This window comes from Pantoea sp. A4 (assembly GCF_000295955.2).
Taxonomy (GTDB): Bacteria; Pseudomonadota; Gammaproteobacteria; order Enterobacterales; family Enterobacteriaceae; genus Pantoea; species Pantoea multigeneris.
Window position 1 is genome coordinate 48581 of sequence record NZ_ALXE01000045.1, and the last position, 19080, is coordinate 67660.

At 54.2% G+C, this 19080-nt stretch carries 20 protein-coding genes; 9 read left to right on the top strand and 11 right to left on the bottom strand.

Annotation, left to right across the window (positions count from 1 at the left end; all coding sequences use genetic code 11):
- Window positions 1-109: 109 nt before the first annotated feature.
- Together B880_RS0118480 and B880_RS0118485 are read right to left on the bottom strand one after the other, a co-directional pair.
- On the bottom strand, window positions 110-802 hold the full coding sequence (locus B880_RS0118480; protein ID WP_017348943.1) for a molybdate ABC transporter substrate-binding protein: 693 nt from the start codon (window positions 800-802) through the stop codon (window positions 110-112).
- Window positions 799-2052, bottom strand: coding sequence for an alpha-hydroxy acid oxidase (locus B880_RS0118485; protein WP_017348944.1), 1254 nt, complete (start codon window positions 2050-2052; stop codon window positions 799-801). The genes B880_RS0118480 and B880_RS0118485 overlap by 4 nt, the downstream gene beginning before the upstream one ends.
- Before the next feature lie 195 nt (window positions 2053-2247).
- Here B880_RS0118485 and B880_RS0118490 point away from each other — a divergent pair, with 195 nt between their 5' ends.
- From B880_RS0118490 to dtpA, 3 genes are all read left to right on the top strand, one after another.
- On the top strand, window positions 2248-2916 hold the full coding sequence (locus tag B880_RS0118490; protein WP_017348945.1) for an aspartate/glutamate racemase family protein: 669 nt from the start codon (window positions 2248-2250) through the stop codon (window positions 2914-2916).
- Window positions 2910-4202 carry a 3-oxo-tetronate kinase gene (gene otnK / locus B880_RS0118495; RefSeq protein WP_017348946.1) on the top strand — a complete coding sequence of 431 codons (1293 nt, stop codon included), beginning with the start codon at window positions 2910-2912 and terminating at the stop codon, window positions 4200-4202. The genes B880_RS0118490 and otnK overlap by 7 nt, the downstream gene beginning before the upstream one ends.
- A gap of 692 nt (window positions 4203-4894) precedes the next feature.
- Window positions 4895-6376, top strand: a complete 1482-nt coding sequence (gene dtpA, locus B880_RS0118500; RefSeq protein WP_017348947.1) for a dipeptide/tripeptide permease DtpA — start codon at window positions 4895-4897, stop codon at window positions 6374-6376.
- Between the two features lie 54 nt (window positions 6377-6430).
- On the opposite strand, the gene B880_RS25235 is transcribed toward dtpA, so the two are convergent.
- Window positions 6431-7267 carry a pyridoxamine 5'-phosphate oxidase family protein gene (locus B880_RS25235; protein ID WP_017348948.1) on the bottom strand — a complete coding sequence of 279 codons (837 nt, stop codon included), beginning with the start codon at window positions 7265-7267 and terminating at the stop codon, window positions 6431-6433.
- A gap of 4 nt (window positions 7268-7271) precedes the next feature.
- Complete coding sequence (locus tag B880_RS0118510) at window positions 7272-7874, bottom strand: glutathione S-transferase family protein (RefSeq protein ID WP_017348949.1); 603 nt, start codon at window positions 7872-7874, stop codon at window positions 7272-7274.
- A 100-nt stretch (window positions 7875-7974) separates the two neighbouring features.
- Here B880_RS0118510 and B880_RS0118515 point away from each other — a divergent pair, with 100 nt between their 5' ends.
- Entirely contained in the window at window positions 7975-8871 is an 897-nt protein-coding gene (locus B880_RS0118515; RefSeq protein ID WP_017348950.1) for a LysR family transcriptional regulator, read from the top strand.
- 81 nt (window positions 8872-8952) lie between these two features.
- Window positions 8953-9558, top strand: coding sequence for a glutathione transferase GstA (gene gstA / locus B880_RS0118520; protein WP_017348951.1), 606 nt, complete (start codon window positions 8953-8955; stop codon window positions 9556-9558).
- A 29-nt stretch (window positions 9559-9587) separates the two neighbouring features.
- Here the strand turns inward: gstA and pdxY are convergent, their stop codons facing one another.
- The 5 genes from pdxY to anmK all read right to left on the bottom strand — a co-directional run bounded on the left by pdxY (window position 9588) and on the right by anmK (window position 14024).
- On the bottom strand, window positions 9588-10448 hold the full coding sequence (pdxY, locus tag B880_RS0118525; protein WP_017348952.1) for a pyridoxal kinase PdxY: 861 nt from the start codon (window positions 10446-10448) through the stop codon (window positions 9588-9590).
- Between the two features lie 47 nt (window positions 10449-10495).
- Window positions 10496-11770 carry a tyrosine--tRNA ligase gene (gene tyrS / locus B880_RS0118530; protein ID WP_017348953.1) on the bottom strand — a complete coding sequence of 425 codons (1275 nt, stop codon included), beginning with the start codon at window positions 11768-11770 and terminating at the stop codon, window positions 10496-10498.
- Between the two features lie 136 nt (window positions 11771-11906).
- A complete protein-coding gene (pdxH, locus tag B880_RS0118535) occupies window positions 11907-12563 on the bottom strand; it encodes a pyridoxamine 5'-phosphate oxidase (protein WP_017348954.1) in 657 nt (218 codons plus the stop codon).
- 6 nt (window positions 12564-12569) lie between these two features.
- Window positions 12570-12893 carry an MliC family protein gene (locus B880_RS0118540; protein WP_017348955.1) on the bottom strand — a complete coding sequence of 108 codons (324 nt, stop codon included), beginning with the start codon at window positions 12891-12893 and terminating at the stop codon, window positions 12570-12572.
- A 15-nt stretch (window positions 12894-12908) separates the two neighbouring features.
- Window positions 12909-14024 (bottom strand): anhydro-N-acetylmuramic acid kinase, encoded by a 1116-nt coding sequence (gene anmK / locus B880_RS0118545; RefSeq protein ID WP_017348956.1) that lies wholly within the window; start codon window positions 14022-14024, stop codon window positions 12909-12911.
- A 274-nt stretch (window positions 14025-14298) separates the two neighbouring features.
- On the opposite strand from anmK, the gene slyB reads away from it, so the two are divergent.
- Window positions 14299-14766 (top strand): outer membrane lipoprotein SlyB, encoded by a 468-nt coding sequence (gene slyB / locus B880_RS0118550; RefSeq protein ID WP_017348957.1) that lies wholly within the window; start codon window positions 14299-14301, stop codon window positions 14764-14766.
- Window positions 14767-14819: 53 nt separating this feature from the next.
- On the opposite strand, the gene slyA is transcribed toward slyB, so the two are convergent.
- Window positions 14820-15263 carry a transcriptional regulator SlyA gene (slyA, locus tag B880_RS0118555; RefSeq protein WP_017348958.1) on the bottom strand — a complete coding sequence of 148 codons (444 nt, stop codon included), beginning with the start codon at window positions 15261-15263 and terminating at the stop codon, window positions 14820-14822.
- A 152-nt stretch (window positions 15264-15415) separates the two neighbouring features.
- On the opposite strand from slyA, the gene B880_RS0118560 reads away from it, so the two are divergent.
- The 3 genes from B880_RS0118560 to B880_RS0118570 are packed head-to-tail and all read left to right on the top strand — an operon-like array spanning window position 15416 to window position 18528.
- Window positions 15416-15652: a DUF1656 domain-containing protein gene (locus B880_RS0118560; protein WP_017348959.1), complete on the top strand. Its 237-nt coding sequence runs from the start codon at window positions 15416-15418 to the stop codon at window positions 15650-15652.
- Window positions 15653-15656: 4 nt separating this feature from the next.
- Window positions 15657-16514 carry an efflux RND transporter periplasmic adaptor subunit gene (locus B880_RS0118565; protein ID WP_026042766.1) on the top strand — a complete coding sequence of 286 codons (858 nt, stop codon included), beginning with the start codon at window positions 15657-15659 and terminating at the stop codon, window positions 16512-16514.
- A gap of 7 nt (window positions 16515-16521) precedes the next feature.
- The gene (locus tag B880_RS0118570) at window positions 16522-18528 is read left to right on the top strand and encodes an FUSC family protein (protein ID WP_017348961.1); all 2007 of its coding nucleotides are present in this window, start codon (window positions 16522-16524) and stop codon (window positions 18526-18528) included.
- Here the strand turns inward: B880_RS0118570 and B880_RS0118575 are convergent.
- Window positions 18522-18989: a hypothetical protein gene (locus B880_RS0118575; protein WP_017348962.1), complete on the bottom strand. Its 468-nt coding sequence runs from the start codon at window positions 18987-18989 to the stop codon at window positions 18522-18524. The genes B880_RS0118570 and B880_RS0118575 overlap by 7 nt on opposite strands.
- Between the last annotated feature and the right edge of the window lie 91 nt (window positions 18990-19080).

Consider the following 19080-nt stretch of genomic DNA (forward strand, 5'->3'; position numbering starts at 1 on the left):
ATGTGCCAGCGGATCGCAGGATGCAGGTTCCTTTGCAGTCATACCCCCCATTGTCTGACCTGCCGCCTGAATCCACAGCGGCTTATCAACATGCGGAATCCATTAAAAATCAATAGCGCTTAGTCAGGCCATACTGGCTAAACACTGCAAACACTTCTGGGGTTTGCAGCCAGTGTAAAAACTGTTGTGCAGCAACGGCGTTATCGCTGGTTTGCAGCACAGAACCGGCGAGTGAAACCGGCTGCTGCAACGGCGAGGGTAAAGCCCCGACGATCTGGATATTGGGCACCATCAACAACTCGCTAATCTGCTGCAAAGCAATATCTGCGGCCCCGTTGTGCAACTGCTCTGCGGTGTAACCGGCACGGATAATCGTGCCACGCGCACGCACTTCGGCATCAATCCCTAACTGATTCAACAACTCAGCGAAATAAATACCGCTGGCCCCACCGGCCGACCAGGCGACCGAACGTGCTGCGAGCAACGTCTGCTTCACGGCCTCCGGGGTACTGATATCCGGCGGAGTCACCCCCGGCAACACGGCAAAACCAATGGGTGAATCGACTAAATCCGTCACACTGTCAGCCTGTAAAAACCCCTCGCTCTCCAGCTGAGCCTGAGTCTCAATGGTGGCGACGATGGCATCAGCAGCAACACCGGCAGCGACCTGCTGCGCAATCACCGTGCTGGGGTGCCAGTGAAAATCCAACGCAATATCAGGATGTAACGCCCGCCACTTAGGTTCAAGCTGAGCAAAAGGCGCGCCCAGCGTCAAAGCACTCAGAATGGTCAACTGGCTCATGCGCGATCCTCCCTGGCGAACAACGGCGCTCGGCGCAACAGCGAAGCCTCTAAATCACCCGGGCGACGCACGCCAATCAAGGCTAAATCACGATCGATCTCATCACGCAAAATATGCATGGCATGTTCAACCCCCGCCTGCCCACCCACCACCGCGCCGTATAAAAAAGGCCTGCCGAGGAACACAAAATCCGCCCCCAGCGCCATGGCTTTCATCACGTCGGTGCCGCGTCGAATACCGCTATCAATAATCACCTTCATCGCCCCTTTTTGAGCAGCAATCTCCGCCAGGGTATGCAAAGGCGGTACGGTGTGATCTAACTGGCGTCCGCCATGATTGGACAAAATCACCGCGTCAGCCCCTAAATCCCGCGCAATAAACGCATCATCCGGCGACATCAGCCCCTTCACCACCAGATTGCCTTTCCAGCGCTTGCGAATCGCTTCAACATGCTTCCAGCTCAGCTCATCACGGGCATTGGTATTACGCACTTTACTCGACATCATCGGCGGGCCACGCTCTGCATCAGTATTCTCGAAATGCGGCGCACCGTGCCGCCAAAAAGTCTGCGCGACCGTGCCCAATAACCAACGCGGGCTCATAGCGCTTTGCCAAATCACTTTCGGCGACATCTTGATCGGCATACTAAAACCACTGCGGATATTGTGTTCACGGTTGCCCAACAGCGGCGTATCTCCCGTTACCACCAACGTCTTATAACCTGCAGCCGCAACGCGATCGACCAAACGGTCAATGCGCGGCTGATCCCCCGCCAGATAGGCCTGGAACCAGGCGTTAGGGTTGGCCTGATACACCGTCTCCAGTGGGATAAGTGAAGATGCACTCAGAATCATCGGCACATTCATCGCTCTCGCGGCCTCTGCCAGCCGCACATCCGCGCGATAACTGACAAAAGATGCCCCGCCCAATGGCGCTACACCAAACGGGTGCGACCAGCGGTGACCAAATAATTCAACGCTTTGATCGCGTCCAGACACATCACGGAACATGCGCGGCACAAAGGTATACTGCCGATAAGCCTCAAAGTTGGCGTCAATACCCCGTCCGGTTTCCACGCCACCTGCAACATACTGATAAATCATCTCTGGCAGCCGACGCCGGGCGTGGCGCTCAAAGTCATCCAACGCCAGTAGATCGCGAAATTTACGAGGTACATTGCTGACAGGACGTGCCAGCGCTGTGGGTGTTGTGCCGGTATCCAGCGTTGTCGGGTGAGCAGATGAAGTCATAGTGATGGAGTCCATTTAAAGTAATCGCTTACAATTTGGCGATATTTAGTTCGCTAATGTTTATTATCCTGCCATAACAGTAATTATTTTATGTGATCAATCTCACTTTACAGCAACAAATGTAAGCCCTTACATTTAACTAAAATCCGAACCTGGGTTTAATAGATACCTCACTGCTGATGACCGGAGAACATGATGAGACCCCGTATTGTGCTGCTGCATGCCACGCCTGTGGCGATTGAACCGATTCTGGCTGCCTTCCGCGAAAGCTGGCCGGAGGCGGAAGTTGTGAATTTGCTAGATGATGGTTTAACCCTGGATCGGGCGAAAGAAGAGACGCTCTCACGCCGTTTGATCGACCGTTTCGTAGCACTGGGGAAATACGCCAGTGAGATGGATGCCAGCGGCATTCTGATTACCTGCTCCGCTTTCGGGCCAGCCATTGATGAGTTAGCCGCTGCGGTCTCCATTCCGGTGTTAAAACCCAACGAAGCGATGTTTGAAGCGGCGCTAAAACAGGGTAAACGCATTGGTATGCTGGCAACCTTCGGCCCTTCTGTGCCCACCATGACGGAAGAATTTGAGCAATACGCCCATGCCGTGGGTTCAAACGCTACCCTGGAAACCGTGCTGGTGCCCGATGCCATTGACCTGCTGCGCAAAGGCGACAGTGACACTCACAACCGCCTTGTCGCTGCACAGGCTCATGAACTGGCAGAGTGTGATGCCATTATGCTGGCACACTTCTCCACCTCTCGTGCGGCGGAACAGGTTCGTGACGCTGTCACTAATACCATTCTCACTGCCCCTCATGCGGCAGTGGAAAAGATGAAAACCCTGGTGACGGGAGCACAAAAATGCTGATTGGCGTGATAGCGGATGATTTTACCGGTGCCAGCGATATCGCCGTGACGCTCGCCTCCGGGCTACCGGGTGAAGGTGGATTGCATACAGTGCAGTATCCCGGCGTACCGGATAGCGCAGCAGAGCGCCACGTTGAGGCCGGTGTGATTGCACTAAAATCACGCTCCCTGCCTGCTGATGAAGCCGTAACGCAATCCCTCGCCGCCTGCGAGTGGCTTCTGGCCCAGGGATGCCAGCAGATTGTCTTTAAATACTGCTCAACCTTTGACTCTACCGATAAAGGTAATATTGGCCCGGTACTGGACGCCCTACGCCAGCGGCTAGAGGCGAAACGGGTCGTGGTCTGCCCCGCTTTCCCGGCCATGGGGCGCACGGTGTATCAGGGGCATTTGTTTGTCTGGGACAAGCTGCTGAATCAGTCGGGTATGGAACATCATCCGGTTACCCCGATGAAAGATGCTGATATCCGCCGCGTACTCCAGCGCCAGTCCACCACCCCTGTCGCGCATTTGCCGTGGAAGCTGGTTAATAAAGGCAGTGCAGTAATAAACGATCAGCTGACCCAGTTAACCGAGACCGGGCCGCAGTTCGTTGTGGTAGATGCCCTGCATGATGAAGACCTGATCCAACTGGGGATTGCGGTCGCCGATGACAGGTTGATCAGCGGCGGCTCAGCGATTGCCCTGGCACTGGCGCATAATCAAATCCGTGCCGGACGGGCTGCCGGGAACCCTCAAAAACTTGCCCCCGTGGCTGGGCCTGCGGCGATTTTAGTCGGCAGTTGTTCCGGTGCTACGCGCGGCCAGATCGCCGAGCATCAGAAACGCTGGGCAGTTAAAGCAGTGGATATCGATGCCGTGATGGAAGATAAAGTCACGCCGCAACAGCTCGCCGAGTTTGTTTTTGCCCATCAGGAAAATCTGCCTCTGGTCTACTCATCGGGTACGCCGGATGTGGTGGCCGAAATCCAGCAACGCTATGGCCAACAGCGGGTTTCCGCCAAACTCGATCGCTTGTTTGGGGATACGGCACAGCTGTTAGTCCAGCAAGGCGTTCGCCGCCTGGTCGTGGGTGGCGGAGAGACCTCCGGCGCGGTGGTTAGCGCGCTGCAACCCAGCAGCTTACAAGTAGGCCAGGAAATTGACCCCGGCGTGCCGGCGTTGCTGGCTGGCGGTGACACACCGGTTGCGCTGGCACTGAAATCCGGCAACTTTGGCCGTCAGGACTTTTTCGCCCATGCGCTAGCTGTGCTGGCCGGAGAATCAGCGGCTGCCGTAGGCAGCTAAGGCTATTAAGAGAAGAGACAGATAAGGCTGGGTGCAAAGTGAACGTCAAGGTGACCCAATTTTTCGCAAATCGCAGAAAAAATTGGGCACAACCAGCCTTGCTGCCCCTTAACGGGGTTTCGCAGTAACTCATCATTTTTGCGCCTTAGCGACCTGACATCCACTATTTCAGAATACCCGCAAGATACTGTCAGTACACGACCAACCAAACATAGGCACGCAAACGATTACTTATTTTTCATCCTGAATAAAATCAGTAATTTGTGTTGCCGATCACTTTCCTGTTGTTAAAACTCTCACAAGACTAAAAAAACCCACACATACAGATATAAACACCGCACATTACTACAAAAGCAGAATTTAATCTCGCCAAAACAATAAAATAAGACACGATAGCTAAAAATATCGTACTTAGCAGGAAATACCATGCAATGGACAAACATCAAACGAATGGCGTGTAAAAAGCCAGCATAAAATCACAACAAACAAACTAAAACTCTGCAAACACAGAAATAACATATTATAAAATCTGCAAGTCATAATTGTTTCAGCATGAAAAAAAACCTTGCCCTGATGTTATAAATCGGACAAATTAACCGCCGCATTCCCCTTCACATAACAAACTTGCGCGAGGAAACCTATCCCGACGCAAGCTTAATTCCTGTCACGAAACAGGTAACACCGAGGTACTAGTGTCAACAGCAAACAAACACACGGAGCAGCCAGCAAGCCTGAATGCCTTCCGACAGCCTAAAGCGTTCTATCTCATCTTCACGATTGAACTCTGGGAACGTTTTGGCTATTACGGCCTGCAAGCCATCATGGCGGTCTATCTGGTCAAACAGCTTCACATGTCTGAAGCTGACTCGATCACCCTCTTCTCCTCATTCAGTGCCATGGTGTATGGCCTGGTGGCGATCGGCGGCTGGTTAGGCGACAAAGTGCTCGGGACAAAACGCGTCATTATTCTTGGCGTGATGGTGCTGGCTATCGGCTATGCGCTGGTGGCCTTCTCCGGGCACAGCGTATCAACGGTCTACATCGGTATGGCGACGATTGCCGTCGGTAGCGGCTTATTTAAAGCCAACCCTTCATCGCTGCTCTCCACCTGCTACGAGAAAAATGATCCGCGTATCGATGGTGCTTTCACCATGTTCTATATGTCGATCAACATCGGTTCACTCTTCTCGATGATGCTGACACCGTGGCTGGCCGCGAAATATGGCTGGAGTGTGGCGTTCTCGCTCTCGGTCGTGGGTCTGGCGATCACTCTGCTGAACTTCCTGTTCTGTCAGCGCCTGGTGAAAAACTTTGGATCTAAACCGGATTTCGCGCCATTGCAGGTTAACAAGCTGCTGATGACCCTGGTGGGTATCGTGGCGCTGGTCAGTGTGGCGACCTGGTTGCTGCATCACCAACCGGTTGCACGTATGGCACTGCTGATCATCGCGCTTGGCATTATCTTTATCTTCGCCCGTGAAGCTTTCGCGCTGAAAGGCGCGGCACGTCGTCGCATGATTGTGGCTTTCCTGCTGATGCTCGAAGCGATTGTGTTCTTTGTGCTCTACATGCAGATGCCAACATCACTGAACTTCTTTGCGATCCGTAACGTTGAGCATTCGATTCTGGGCTTCACCTTCGAACCTGAGCAGTATCAGGCACTGAACCCATTCTGGATCATGCTGGCGAGCCCGATTCTGGCCGCAACCTATAACAAACTGGGTGACCGCCTGCCGATGCCACACAAATTTGCCATTGGTATGGTGCTGTGCTCAGCGGCATTCCTGGTGCTGCCATTCGGCGCTAAGTTTGCCAGTGATGCCGGGATTGTCTCGGTCTGGTGGCTGGTATTCAGCTACGCGCTGCAAGCTGTGGGTGAACTGATGATCTCTGGCCTGGGCCTGGCGATGGTTGCACAGCTGGTGCCACAGCGTCTGATGGGCTTCATTATGGGTTCATGGTTCCTGACCACTGCCTGTGCCGCTGTGATCGCTGGTAAGGTGGCGAATCTGATGGCGGTACCGGAAAACGTCAACGACCCGATTCAGTCCCTGGGCATCTACAGCCATGTATTCCAGCAGATCGGCATTGCTACCGCCGTGATTGCGGTACTGATGCTGATTACGGCTCCGCTGCTGAATCGTATGACGCAGGCAGATAACACCAAAGCGTAACTGCCAGCGGTGTGAATGAAAAAGCGGGTAAGCCACTCTGGCTACCCGCTTTTTTTACGTCTCGAAAGGCACGGCTTGCCACGCCGCACCGCCATACAACCGGTCAATGCGCGTCGGCTTAATTACCACCTCACGCTGGCTACGACCCTGTTCATCCTCTAACCAGTTGACCTGTGCTTCCCCCTGAATGTGTATCGCCTCTCCCCGGATAAAGTCAGTGAGCAACAGAGCACAGCGCGGAGCCAGCAGCAGATTACCCAGGGTGTTCATGTAGCGATTACCGGGGAAATCAGCAAAAACCAGCTGCTCCCCCTGCTGGCGGAGAAAACCCGCTGGCCCGCCGCGATGGGAAATATCCAGTCCCAGATCCCCATTGCCACTGGCGATAAAAAAGGTCTGGCACTCGGCTAATACTTCGGCAGGCACCTGCGTTAATGGCGTCACCGTTACTGGCTCTGCGGGCAAACTCTGCCAGTGAAAGCGACGAATATACTGGGGACAGTTACCAAAACTCTGGGCCACTTCAATCACCACCTGCGCATCATCACAGGCCACTACCGTACCGTTAATGCGGTTACGCCTGCGGGTGGCGAAATCCAGCCCTAGTGACCCAATGCGGTCACCCGGTTGCAGCGCTGCCCACAAGGGCCAATGCGCAAGCACGCGGGTATCAATCCCTAAATACGCCGCGTTATCGGTGTGTATAAACCCGGCAGGATGGGTAAGCATCGCCGCCTGCGGGGCACCGGTGGCATCCAGACGGGTAATAAACAGCAGCGGTAAATCGGCAAAAAACTGCTGATGCTGCATGGTCATCGCCGGATAAATCATGCCGCGTACGTAGAGAAACCCCGCACGCTCCTGGGCTGCAACTTCACCTTCGTGGAACATAGCGCTACTCCGGTAACGGTAACGGCGGTAACCCTTCAAAACCTGGCAACGCTTCAACCTGGCGCAACCAGCGCTGAATGGCAGGAAATGCCTGCAAGGAGACGCCACCTTCCGGTGCGCAGGCCACGTAGGCGTAACAGGCCAAATCCGCAATCGACAGTTCACCGTTAGCCAACCAGGTGTGAGCAGCAAGATGGCGCTCCATCTGCGGCAGAAAACGCCCGGCAATCAACACCGCAGATTCATAAATTTCGGGATGGTCAAACTGCCGGATGATCCTGGCAGAGGCGACACCGTAACGAATCTCACCGGCGGCATGGCCTAACCACTGCTGCACTTGTGCTGCCGCCAGCGGATCATCCGGTAACCAGTGACTGCCCGGCGCATAGCGCCGCGCCAAGTACACCAGAATGGCATTGCTGTCGTAAATCACCACGTCGCCGTCTACCAGCACCGGAATTTGACGCCACGGATTCAGCTCAGCAAACGCGGGATCGGCACGCAAAGCCGCATCCGCCGCACGCCGCTCGTAGGCAATCTCCAGCATATTGAGTAACAGGCAGACCCGGTGACCATGCCCGGATAATGGGGTGTGATAGAGGATCATCTTCAGCTCCTTATATTTTGCTGAGAACCAGCATACTATTGCGGAAGAAGAAACAATCTTGCCATTGCTGCAATTCACTCTTTCTCATTCAGGAATGATCATGGACCGTTTTGATGAACTTCAGGTGTTTGTGACCGTGGTGCAACAGGGTAGCCTGGCGGCTGCGGCACGGCAGTTACACCGTTCTGCGCCGGTGATTACCCGAACCCTGGCGGCGCTGGAGCAGCGGATGGGGGCGACTCTGATAGAGAGAACCACACGCAAACTGGCCCCAACCGAGGCGGGCTGGCAGCTATTCGAGCAGGCACGCCAGCTACTCCAGGATTATCACCAGACGATTGCCCAGGTACAGCTTACACGGCTGCAAGGCCTGTTACGCATCACCGCCCCCCTACAGTTTGGTCGCCTGCACGTTATTCCGCTGGTTGAACGGTTTTTGCAGCAGTGGCCCGAGCTTCAGGTGGAACTGCTTTTTCATGATAGCTATCAGGATCTGATTGAGAACCAGCTGGATATTGCGGTGCGCATTGGTCATTTGCAGGATTCGCGCATGGTGGCGCGCCAGGTGGGGATGGTGCAGCGGGTTTTACTCGCCAGCCCGCAGTATCTGGCTGATGCCGGTACGCCTCATCACCCTTCAGATTTAGGTCAGCACAGCCTGATTAGCGGCACCGATAACAGCGGTGAGTGGCGCTTTGCCGATGGGTTACGCCAGAGGATCCAGCCTCGCTTTCGTATTAATGATGTAGAGAGCCGCTTGCAGCTACTGCGCCACCACCAGGGGATTGGCCGCCTGCTCTCCTACCAGGCCCATGATGATTTACAGCACGGCACACTGGTGCAGGTGTTACCCCAGTTTGAAAGTGACCGCTTACCGGTGCAGCTCCTGACGCATCGGGTGGCTTTTATGCCCGCTAAAGTACGCCACTTCTGGGATTTTGCGCTGGAAAACTTACCACTAGTTGATTGTTTTAACAGCAATTTAATTCGCGATTAGTGCTTTTATGCGCAACATCACTGGTAAATTAATCCAGCCGGATTATGCTGCTTGCAACTTATCCGCAACTGGAGTTACGTCATGAAACTGTTTTGCAAACCCGGCGCTTGTTCCCTTTCTCCTCACATCGTTATTCGCGAATGCGGCCTGGATTTCAGCCAGATTAATGTTGATTTGAAAACTCACCTCACCGAATCAGGCGAAGATTTCTACCAAATCAATCCAAAGGGCCAGGTGCCGACTCTGCAACTCGACAGTGGCGAACTGCTGACCGAAGGCGTGGCCATCGTACAGTATCTGGCGGACTTAAAACCGGAACGTAATCTGTTAGCACCGGTTAATAGCCTGGCACGTTACCACGCTATTGAGTGGCTCAATTACGTCAGTGCCGAGCTGCATAAATCGTTTAGTCCACTGTTTAATCCCGCAACGCCAGAAGAGTACAAACAGCTTGTTAGAGCGCAGCTCATCAAGAAATATCAGCACGTTAACGAGCAACTGAAAGGCAAACAGTATCTGTTAGGCCATAACTTCAGCGTGGCAGATGCTTACCTGTTCGTTGTGACTAATTGGGCGAAGCATGTGGATGTTGATCTGAGTGCGTTTGCTGAACTGGCAGAATGGCATGCACGCGTGGCTCAGCGTCCGGCCGTGCAGGAAGCGCTGAAAGCTGAAGGCTTGATCTGAGTTACAGGGCCAGCAACGGCCCTGAACTATTAGAGCTTTTCCGCAGTAAACCACTGGGTAGGTTGCGCAATCTCATCTTGTGCAGCCACCAGTTGCAGCTCATATTCACCCATTTGATGGGTTTTCAACATGACGGCATACACCGCTGCGGTGACGTGTTCCAGCGAAGTTTGCAAATCTTTGCCATGCAGCAGGTTCACCAACAGCAGGCCGCTGGTTAAATCCCCCACACCGACCGGCTGACGAACGCCAAAGTCCACCAGTGGACGACCGATATGCCAGGCTTCCGTGGCCGTTACCAGCAACATTTCAAACTGGTCGCTACGACGTCCCGCACGCGCAAGGTGTTTTACCAGCACGACTTTAGGGCCAAGGGCAACCAGTTGACGTGCGGCAGCGATGGCTTCCTCCACGTTGCTCACCGTCACACCACTCAGCATCTCCAGCTCAAGCAGATTCGGCGCAATGATATCGCTGGCTGGCAAGGCCTGCTTGCAATGGAACTCTGCCACGCCAGGCGCGACGATACAGCCCTTTTCCGGGTGACCCATCACCGGATCGCAGAAATACCACGCCTCCGGGTTGGCCGCTTTGGTCATGCGTACAATTTCGAGGATCTGTTCACCCTGCTCGGCCGAGCCGAGATAGCCACTCAACACCGCGCTACAGGTTTTCAGACGGTCGACGCTGGCAATGCCCTTCACGATATCAGTCAGATGGGTGGCAGGCATGACGGTGCCGGTCCAGTGACCATACTGAGTATGATTAGAGAACTGGACGGTATTCAGTGGCCAGACGTTAGCCCCAAGGCGACGCATAGGAAACTCGGCAGCACTGTTGCCTGCATGGCCGTAAACCACGTGAGACTGAATGGCTAAGATATTTTTCATGATTTCCCTGAATCAAAAAGGGCCGGAATATCCGGCCCTGTGATTGCTTACTGCCAGTTTACCAGGCAGTAGTGTTTTTTACCGCGACGCAGCAGCGTGAAGCGGCCAAACAGCTTATCGTTGTCGGCAAAGCGATATTCAGCTTCGGACTGCTTTTCACCGTTAATGGTGACAGCATTGGAAGCAATCATGGTACGCGCCTGACCGCGTGAAGGCACCAGTTCCGCTTTTACCAGCGCCTGTTGCAGATCGTCTTCTGCATTCAGCGTGATGGTTGGCATGCCGTCTTGCGCCAGCTGCTCGAAATCGTCTTCGGTCATGTCTGTTAGCGCACCAGAGAACAGACTCTGGGTAATACGCTGTGCGGCTGCCAGACCGGCTTCACCGTGTACCAGACGCGTGACCGTTTCGGCCAGTACATACTGAGCACGAGGTGCTTTGCCGCTGTTTTTATCTTCTTCTTCCAGCGCATTGATCTCGTCCAGGCTGAGGAAGGTGAAGAATTTCAGGAAACGATACACATCGGCATCGGCGGTGTTGATCCAGAACTGGTAGAACTTGTATGGACTGGTTTTCTTCGCATCCAGCCAGACTGCGCCACCTTCGGTTTTACCGAATTTGGTGCCGTCAGATTTGGTGATCAGTGGCACTGTCAGACCAAACACCTGGTTTTGATGCAGACGACGCGTCAGATCAATACCTGAAGTGATGTTCCCCCACTGATCGGAACCGCCAATCTGGAGTGCAACACCATGGCGAGCATTCAGCTCTGCAAAGTCATAGCCCTGCAACAGGTTGTAAGAGAATTCAGTGTAAGAGATCCCCTGGTCGTCACGGTTCAGACGCTGTTTCACCGCTTCACGGTTTATCATCTGGTTGACGGAGAAGTGCTTACCAATATCACGCAGGAAGGTCAGCACATTCATGCCACCAAACCAGTCATAGTTATTGGCTGCAATCGCACTGTTGTCACCGCAGTCAAAATTCAGGAACGGGGCAACCTGCTTACGAATTTTCTCTACCCACTCACCCACGGTGTCCGCGGTGTTAAGCTTACGCTCTGCTGCTTTAAAGCTAGGATCGCCAATCAGGCCGGTAGCACCACCGACCAGCGCGACCGGCTTGTGTCCGGCATCCTGAAAACGTTTCAGGCAGAGCAGCGGCACCAGATGGCCCAAATGCAAGCTATCCGCAGTGGGGTCAAAGCCGCAATAGAGGGCGATTGGCCCTTGCGCCAGCCGCTCTGCTAACGCTTCCTCGTCCGTCACCTGGGCGATAAGGCCCCGTTCTTGCAATTGTTGTATCAGGTTACTGCTGGTCATCACTGACTCCAAATTGATCAGACTGCACCTATGCTGGTACACAGCTTTCCGCTGAGTTGCGGAAGGAAAAAAATTGGCATATAGCATAAAGCGCTGGCGCGTTCTGCGCCAGCGCTGAAAGGGGCTAAAGCGTGATTCAGGGCGCGAGGCGGTCGATTTTCCAGCTATCCCCTTCGCGTTGATAAAGGAAACGGTCGTGCAGCCGATGTTCGCCCCCCTGCCAGAATTCCAGGGTGGTAAATTTCACCCGATATCCGCCCCAAAAACTCGGCAAAGGAACTTCGCCCTGCTGGAATTTTTGCTTCAACTCGAGAAACTTCGCTTCCAGTACGCCACGGGCAGAGATTTTGCTCGACTGTTTTGAAACCCAGGCACCGATTTGGCTATCGTGAGGACGGCTGTGGAAGTATTTCAACACTTCCAGTGGGCTGAGTTTTTCCACTTCGCCCAGCACCATGACCTGACGCTCAAGGAAATGCCACGGGAAATGCAACGAAATGCGTGGGTTCTGTTCCAGCTGCTGCGCCTTGCGGCTGCCGAGGTTGGTGTAAAACACCATGCCCTGTGCATCAAAATGTTTGAGCAGAACGATGCGCTGATAAGGTTGGCCCTGCGCATCCACCGTGGCGACCGTCATTGCGGTAGGATCGGGTAATTGCGCTTCACACGCCTGCTTCAGCCACTTTTCAAACAGATCCAGTGGATTTTCAGGCAGGTCTTTGCGACGCAATCCGCCACGGGTATATTCGCGCCGCAGATGGGCAATCTGTTGCAGGTTATCACTGTCACTCATTGTTGCTTATCCCTGTTGCTGTCCGCTGTCAGTTTGCTGGCAGTCATTCACGATGATTTTGTCGTTGCGCTCAATAAACGCGCTGTTGCCTTTGGACCAGAACACATACTGGCCGTCGCTATAGCGAGCGCCGGAAGCCGACACCGTTTGCTGTAGCGTTAATGCTTTACCATCCAGAATAAACCGCACCTGTTGCGGGTTATCCAGGGTGACCGTCAGCGGCATCGTGCCGCACTGATAGTGCAGCACCTGGGCAGACGAAGTGGGTTGCCCTGTCAGGCTACAGCCTGCGAGGAGTAAAGCCAGTCCCGCTAAAAATCGAGGTTGCATTGCACGCTCTCCACGTTATACCGCAGGGTTAGCCGGATAAATAGCGCCCAGAATGCTGGCCTCGCGCGCGCCGGTCACTGTGGGTAAGTTACCCGGCAGACCGGACATCGTCTGGCTGGCTAACCAGGCGAAGGCCAACGCTTCCATATCATCGCCACTGATCCCGGCACTGTCGGTGTTGGTGACTTCAGTCCCCGGCAAATGGGCTGCCAGCCGCGCCATTAACAGCGGATTTCGGCTGCCTCCCCCGCAGACCAGCAGGCGATCGCAGCCATCATGTAACAGAATCTGTTCGGTGATCGTGCAGGCCGTCAACTCGGTTAAGGTCGCCTGCACATCTTCCGCTGCGATGCCGGGGAAGTGGCGTAGCTGCCCATCAACCCAGGCCGCGTTGAAGTACTCGCGACCGGTACTTTTTGGCGGCGCTAGCGCAAACCAGGGATCTTGCATCATCAGGTTCAGCAGCGGTGCAATCACGCGCCCCGACTGCGCCCATTGTCCCTCTTGATCAAACGGTTTGCCCTTGTTACGCCAGATCCAGCTATCAATCAGCATATTGCCCGGTCCGGTATCAAACCCGCGTACCGGCTGGCCGGGTAACAGCAGCGAAAGGTTAGCAATGCCACCGATATTTAACACCATACGCCGTTCCGTCGGGTGCATCAGCAAGGCCTGATGAAAAGCCGGCACTAAAGGCGCACCTTGCCCGCCTAAAGCCATGTCGCGGCGGCGGAAATCCCCCACGACGGTAATGCCCGTCGCCGCAACAATCTGGTTGTTATCGCCAATCTGTAAGGTATTCGGTGCGGCTCCGCCCGGCTCATGCCAAACGGTCTGACCGTGGCAGCCGATCGCCGTGATGTCTGAGGCATCCAGCCCCTCACGCTGGAGCAATGTGAGTACCGCCGTGGCAAACAGCTGGCCTAAGCGCGTATCTAGCTGGCCCAGCTGTGACAATGTCAGGCTCTGCCCCTGATTGATATTCAGTATTTCCTGGCGTAGCGCCAGCGGAATGGGATGGCAGTAGCTGGCTTGTTGCGCAACCACGTGTTGGTCGATGGCTGCCAATACCACATCAACGCCATCAAGGCTGGTGCCAGACATCACACCAATATATCGGCCTGTTTTCATTACGATCCTTATTTCCCAGCAGGAAGCGCCATAGACTGCTGTAGCCTGGCAAATTCACCGGGCTAATTCTATGACTAATTACCTTTTTGCGCGGTTTTTCCCATCCTCCTCTCGCTTTTTTTCTCAGTTGATTGAATTATTGTTGACCCCAACAGGTCTATCTTTCGCTTAATGGGCTTTCCACCCACTAAGCATCAATAACCAGATTTATGTTTTATACTCTTGCAGAGAGTTAGCATTCAATTTGGCGTTACCGTGAATAAAGGAGTTTCTGATGATTAAGCGTTTTGTGGCCGTTGCACTGACGGGGTTGACGCTGGCTGGCTGTGTTAATAATGATTCACTTTCTGGTGACACTTACAGCGCCAGTGAAGCGAAGCAGGTGCAAAGCGTGACATACGGCACCTTAGTGTCTGTTCGTGCGGTTAAGATCCAGGGCGGCGACGATAGCAACGTGGTCGGCGCAATTGGTGGGGCCGTGTTAGGCGGTTTCCTCGGTAACACCATCGGTGGTGGTGCGGGCCGTAGTCTGGCTACCGCTGGCGGTGCTGTGCTGGGTGGCGTAGCGGGCCAGGGTGTTGAAGGCGCGATGAATAAAAGCAGTGGCGTCGAGCTGGAGATTCGCAAAGATGACGGCAACACCATTATGGTGGTGCAGAAGCAGGCCGCGACCCGTTACTCCGTGGGTCAGCGCGTAGCTATCGCCTCCAACGGCAGTCAGGTTACCGTCTCTCCACGCTAAGCTCATCTTGCTTGCGATATAAACGCCTGCCGCTGTGCAGGCGTTTTTTATGTTTACAGGTCGTTGTCCTGCTGATGCAGTTTGACAATGTTACGCTCAAGGCGTGCCATTAACGTTACCATCTGATTGATCTCTTCACGACTGATCCCTTCGAGGATGTCATCGCGCGTGGCATCAATCACGTTTTCAACCTGTTCAATAATCGGCTCAGCCGAATGGGTTAACTTCACCCGTTTCGCTCGCCTGTCGTTAGAGCAAGTGGTGCGGGTGATCAGCCCTTTATCTTCTAACTGATCCAGCGTACGCACCAGTGAAGGCTGCTCGATGCCGATCGCTTTTGCGAGCTGTATCTGTGATTGTTCAGGGGGTAACTGGTGTATGTTGTGCAGTGTCACCCAATGGGTCTGCGTAAGTTGCAACGGTCTGAGACGTTGATCGATTAACGCACGCCAGATGCGCACCAGACGCGATATGTCTGTGCCAAGGGTCGTATCCATTTCATCTCCTTATAATTAGCTTGCTAGCTATTTAGCCAGATTCTACACTATCTCTACGCATTTTCAGGAAAATTACACTTTCAGGGAGCCGGAAGGCGCGGATTATACCCGCAAATGTCCGGAAGTCCCGCACTGGAGCAGGATAAAGGCCCGTGGTATTCACTTTTTTCAATCATACCCATCCCCTGACAGACCTGGTGTTTGGCGCATCACTGTTCTTTCCTCCAATGTTTAAAGCCGTGTTACTGGGTTTCTTCATCTGGTTACTTATCCATCCCTTTATTCGCGATCGGCTCTATTCCGGTGATATCTGGCACCCGACCTTACTGGAACTGTCTCTGTTTGTGCTTTGCGTTGCAGCCTCGCTCTGGCTGTTGATTCATGGGTAAGATGATGAAATTCAGTGCGCTTAAATATTTTTCGACCTTGATTGTGTTTGCCTGTGCCCTCCTCGCTGGCTGGTGGATGTGGAACTACTACATGCAGTCCCCCTGGACGCGCGATGGGAAAGTGCGCGCAGAGTTAGTGGATATTACGCCGCAGGTATCCGGTCGCATCACACAAATAGTGGTGAGTGATAATCAGTTTGTGCATAAAGGCGACCTGCTGCTTAAGCTAGACCCGGTTCCCTGGCAGATCGCCGTGGATAACGCCGAGGCCCAGCTCAGTAAAGCTGAGGCGGATCAGGCCAAAGCGCTGAATGAAGCAAAAAGGCGCAGCGTGTTGCCGAAAAATATTATTTCGTCGGAAGATCTGGACAGCGTGCGTTTAAACGCCGCAGCCATGACCGCCACCGTGAAGGCAGCCCAGGCGACGCTGGCACAGGCGAACTGGAATTTACAGCAAACCACACTCACCGCCCCCAGTGATGGCTGGGTGACTAACCTGACCTTGCGCGTGGGCAATTATGCGCAACAGGGCACACCGCTGTTCGCCCTGGTGGATAGCCATTCGTGGTATGTGATGGGGTATTTTGAAGAGACCAAGCTGCGTCACATTCAGCCCGGAGCCAAAGCCAGCATCGTGTTGTACAGCAACGGACAACAGCTGGAAGGCACGGTGGAGAGTATAGGTCGTGGTATCTACGATCAAAGCATCGCCACGGACAGCAAACTGGTGCCTGATATCAAACCCAACGTGCCCTGGGTCCGACTGGCGCAGCGTATTCCGGTGCGTATCCGCCTCGACCATCTGCCTGCGGGAGTGCCGCTGGTAGCAGGCACCACCTGTACCATCAGCATTCAGCCCTGAGTTGCCGATGAATCTTCAGTGGCTGGCATGGAACAATCTTCCGTGGATCAAAGCGACACGGCCACAATGGCGTTATGCGTTGCGCAACGCCATTGCCATGTGTCTGGCGCTGTGCATTGCTTATGGGTTAGACCTCGATCAGCCCTACTGGGCAATGACGTCAGCCGCAGTGGTGAGTTTCCCCACGGTGGGCGGCGTCATCAGTAAAAGCCTTGGGCGCATCGTGGGAAGCCTGCTCGGGGCCGGCGCGGCCTTGTTAATTGCCGGACACACGCTGAATGAGCCCTGGCTGTTTACGTTTGCCATCGCCGCGTGGCTCGCCTGCTGTACCTGGACTGCCAGCCACTATCAAAATAATGTGGCGTATGCCTTTTCACTGGCGGGCTACACCGCTGCCATCATTGTGTTTAGCAGTGTTAATCTGACCGATATCAGCGACCTGTGGACGATTGCCCAGGCCCGCGTGTGTGAGGTCATTTCCGGGATTTTATGCGGTGGCGTGATGATGTTACTGCTGCCCAGCACCTCCGATGGCGATGCATTGATGAATTCGCTGCATCAGATGCACCAGCGTCTGTTGCAACATGCTGAACTGCTGTTGTCCCGCGCCGAGACCGAGACTATCCGCACAGCGCATGAGACGGTGATCAGTCAGATTCTCACCATGAATCTGCTGCGCATCCAGGCCTTCTGGAGCCATTATCGTTTTCGCCGTCAAAACGATGTCCTCAATTATGTCCTGCACCAGCAATTGCGTTTGACCAGCGTGTTGTCGAGCCTGCGCCGTATGCTGCTCAACTGGCACGATGCCCCGGAATCCCTGTTTACCGGGATTGACGCGCTGCTGGAGGAGCTGAAACGCCCGGAAGCGGATAAATACCGCCTGGCGCTGATTCTACGCCGTCTCACACCCGCCGCGAGCGGTGACTACCGTCAGCGCGCTTTCGTTCAACGCTTGCGCTACTACTGCTGGATGTACCTGAACGTCAGCCGGTGGATTCGTCTGTTAGAACGCGCTGACGCCGATAGCCAGTTACAGCCGCCGAAAGTGCCGGCGCTGGCTCGTGAAACCGACAGCGCTGAGGCGTTATGGAGCGCATTGCGCACCTTTAGCGTGATTGTACTGGGTTGTGCCTTTTGGCTTAACACGCAATGGTCATCTGGCGCGTCTGCGCTGACGCTAACCGCCATCGCCTGCGTGCTTTACTCCTCTTCGCCTTCACCCAGCGGCAGCGTGACACTCTTGTTGAAAACGCTGCTCTGGCTGAGCCTGTTCAGCTTTGTCATGAAATTCGGCGTGATGGTGCAAATCAGCACCTTATGGCCGTTTGTCGCCCTGCTGTTCCCCTTACTGCTGACACTGCAGTTATTTAAGTTGCAGCAGAAACAGCGGGCAGCGATGTGGGGGCAATTTATCGTTTTTATGGGATCGTTTATCGCAGTGACCAATCCGCCTGAGTGGGACTTGCAGGATTTCCTCAACGGCAATATTGCCAAAGTTTGTGGGGTGATACTGGCCTGGCTGGCATTTCAGGTGTTGCGCCCCAGTTCAGACGCGCGCCGCAGTCGGCGACATATTCAGGCCCTGCGCCGCGCCTTTCTGGATCAGCTACGTCGCCATCCACAGCAAAGTGAAAGTCATTTTGAATCGCAGATTTACCACCACATCAGCCAGCTCAGCAACAGCCGTGACGAGCAGGCGCGCATCTGGCTACTTCGCTGGGGAGTGGTGCTACTAAACTGTTCGCACATCGTGTGGCATTTGCGTCAGTGGCACTGCACTTCCGACTCGCTGCGTGGCATACGTGACGGCAGCTTGCACGATCTACAACAGATTATGAGTTCACGTGGTGTAAGACACAGTGCGCTGGATGAGATCCTGAATCGGCTGCAGAGCATGATCGACGCACTGCTGCCGCTGCCGGAGAGTGAAGCGAGTGAACTGGCGGGAATGCTGTGGCGACTGCGCTGTTCGCTAGGCCAGCTCAAACAAGCCGTACCACAAAATCAGTGACAATATTGCTGATACTGACGCTCGAAATCTGCCTGCAACTGCGCCACGGTTTTCAGTTTTTCAAAGCGGGTTTTATCGGCGCTGCTTGTCGGTTCAATCACCAGCGCGTTCTCTTCAGGTGAGTAAATAAAGCGACGCGAAAGTGTCTCGCCGGTGAATGACCCACCGCTAATACTGCCACACACCATGGTCATGCTGGTGTGGAAGATATTGGCCTGGGTAAAGTTGGTTTCTGTTGAGCTGCGGAAAACCTCTGCGCATCCCTGTTTTTCCAGATGCCGACGGACATTGAGACTGATCCACTCGCGGCCTTTGGCGATGGCTTCACACTGCGCTCTGGCCGGGCTGGTATCAATGGCACGCTGCAACTGACGTCCGGTTTCCGTCATCAGCTGCGTCTCATTTGTCTTATTACAAGCCGACAGCAACAGGCACATAACCACCAGACTTGCGGTTTTCATCCTTCTGCTTCCCTACTTATTCACCCATGAATCAGAAGCATAAGTGCAAAACCGTCGAATAGCGAATAACCGAAGTTAAACAGACCTTGTT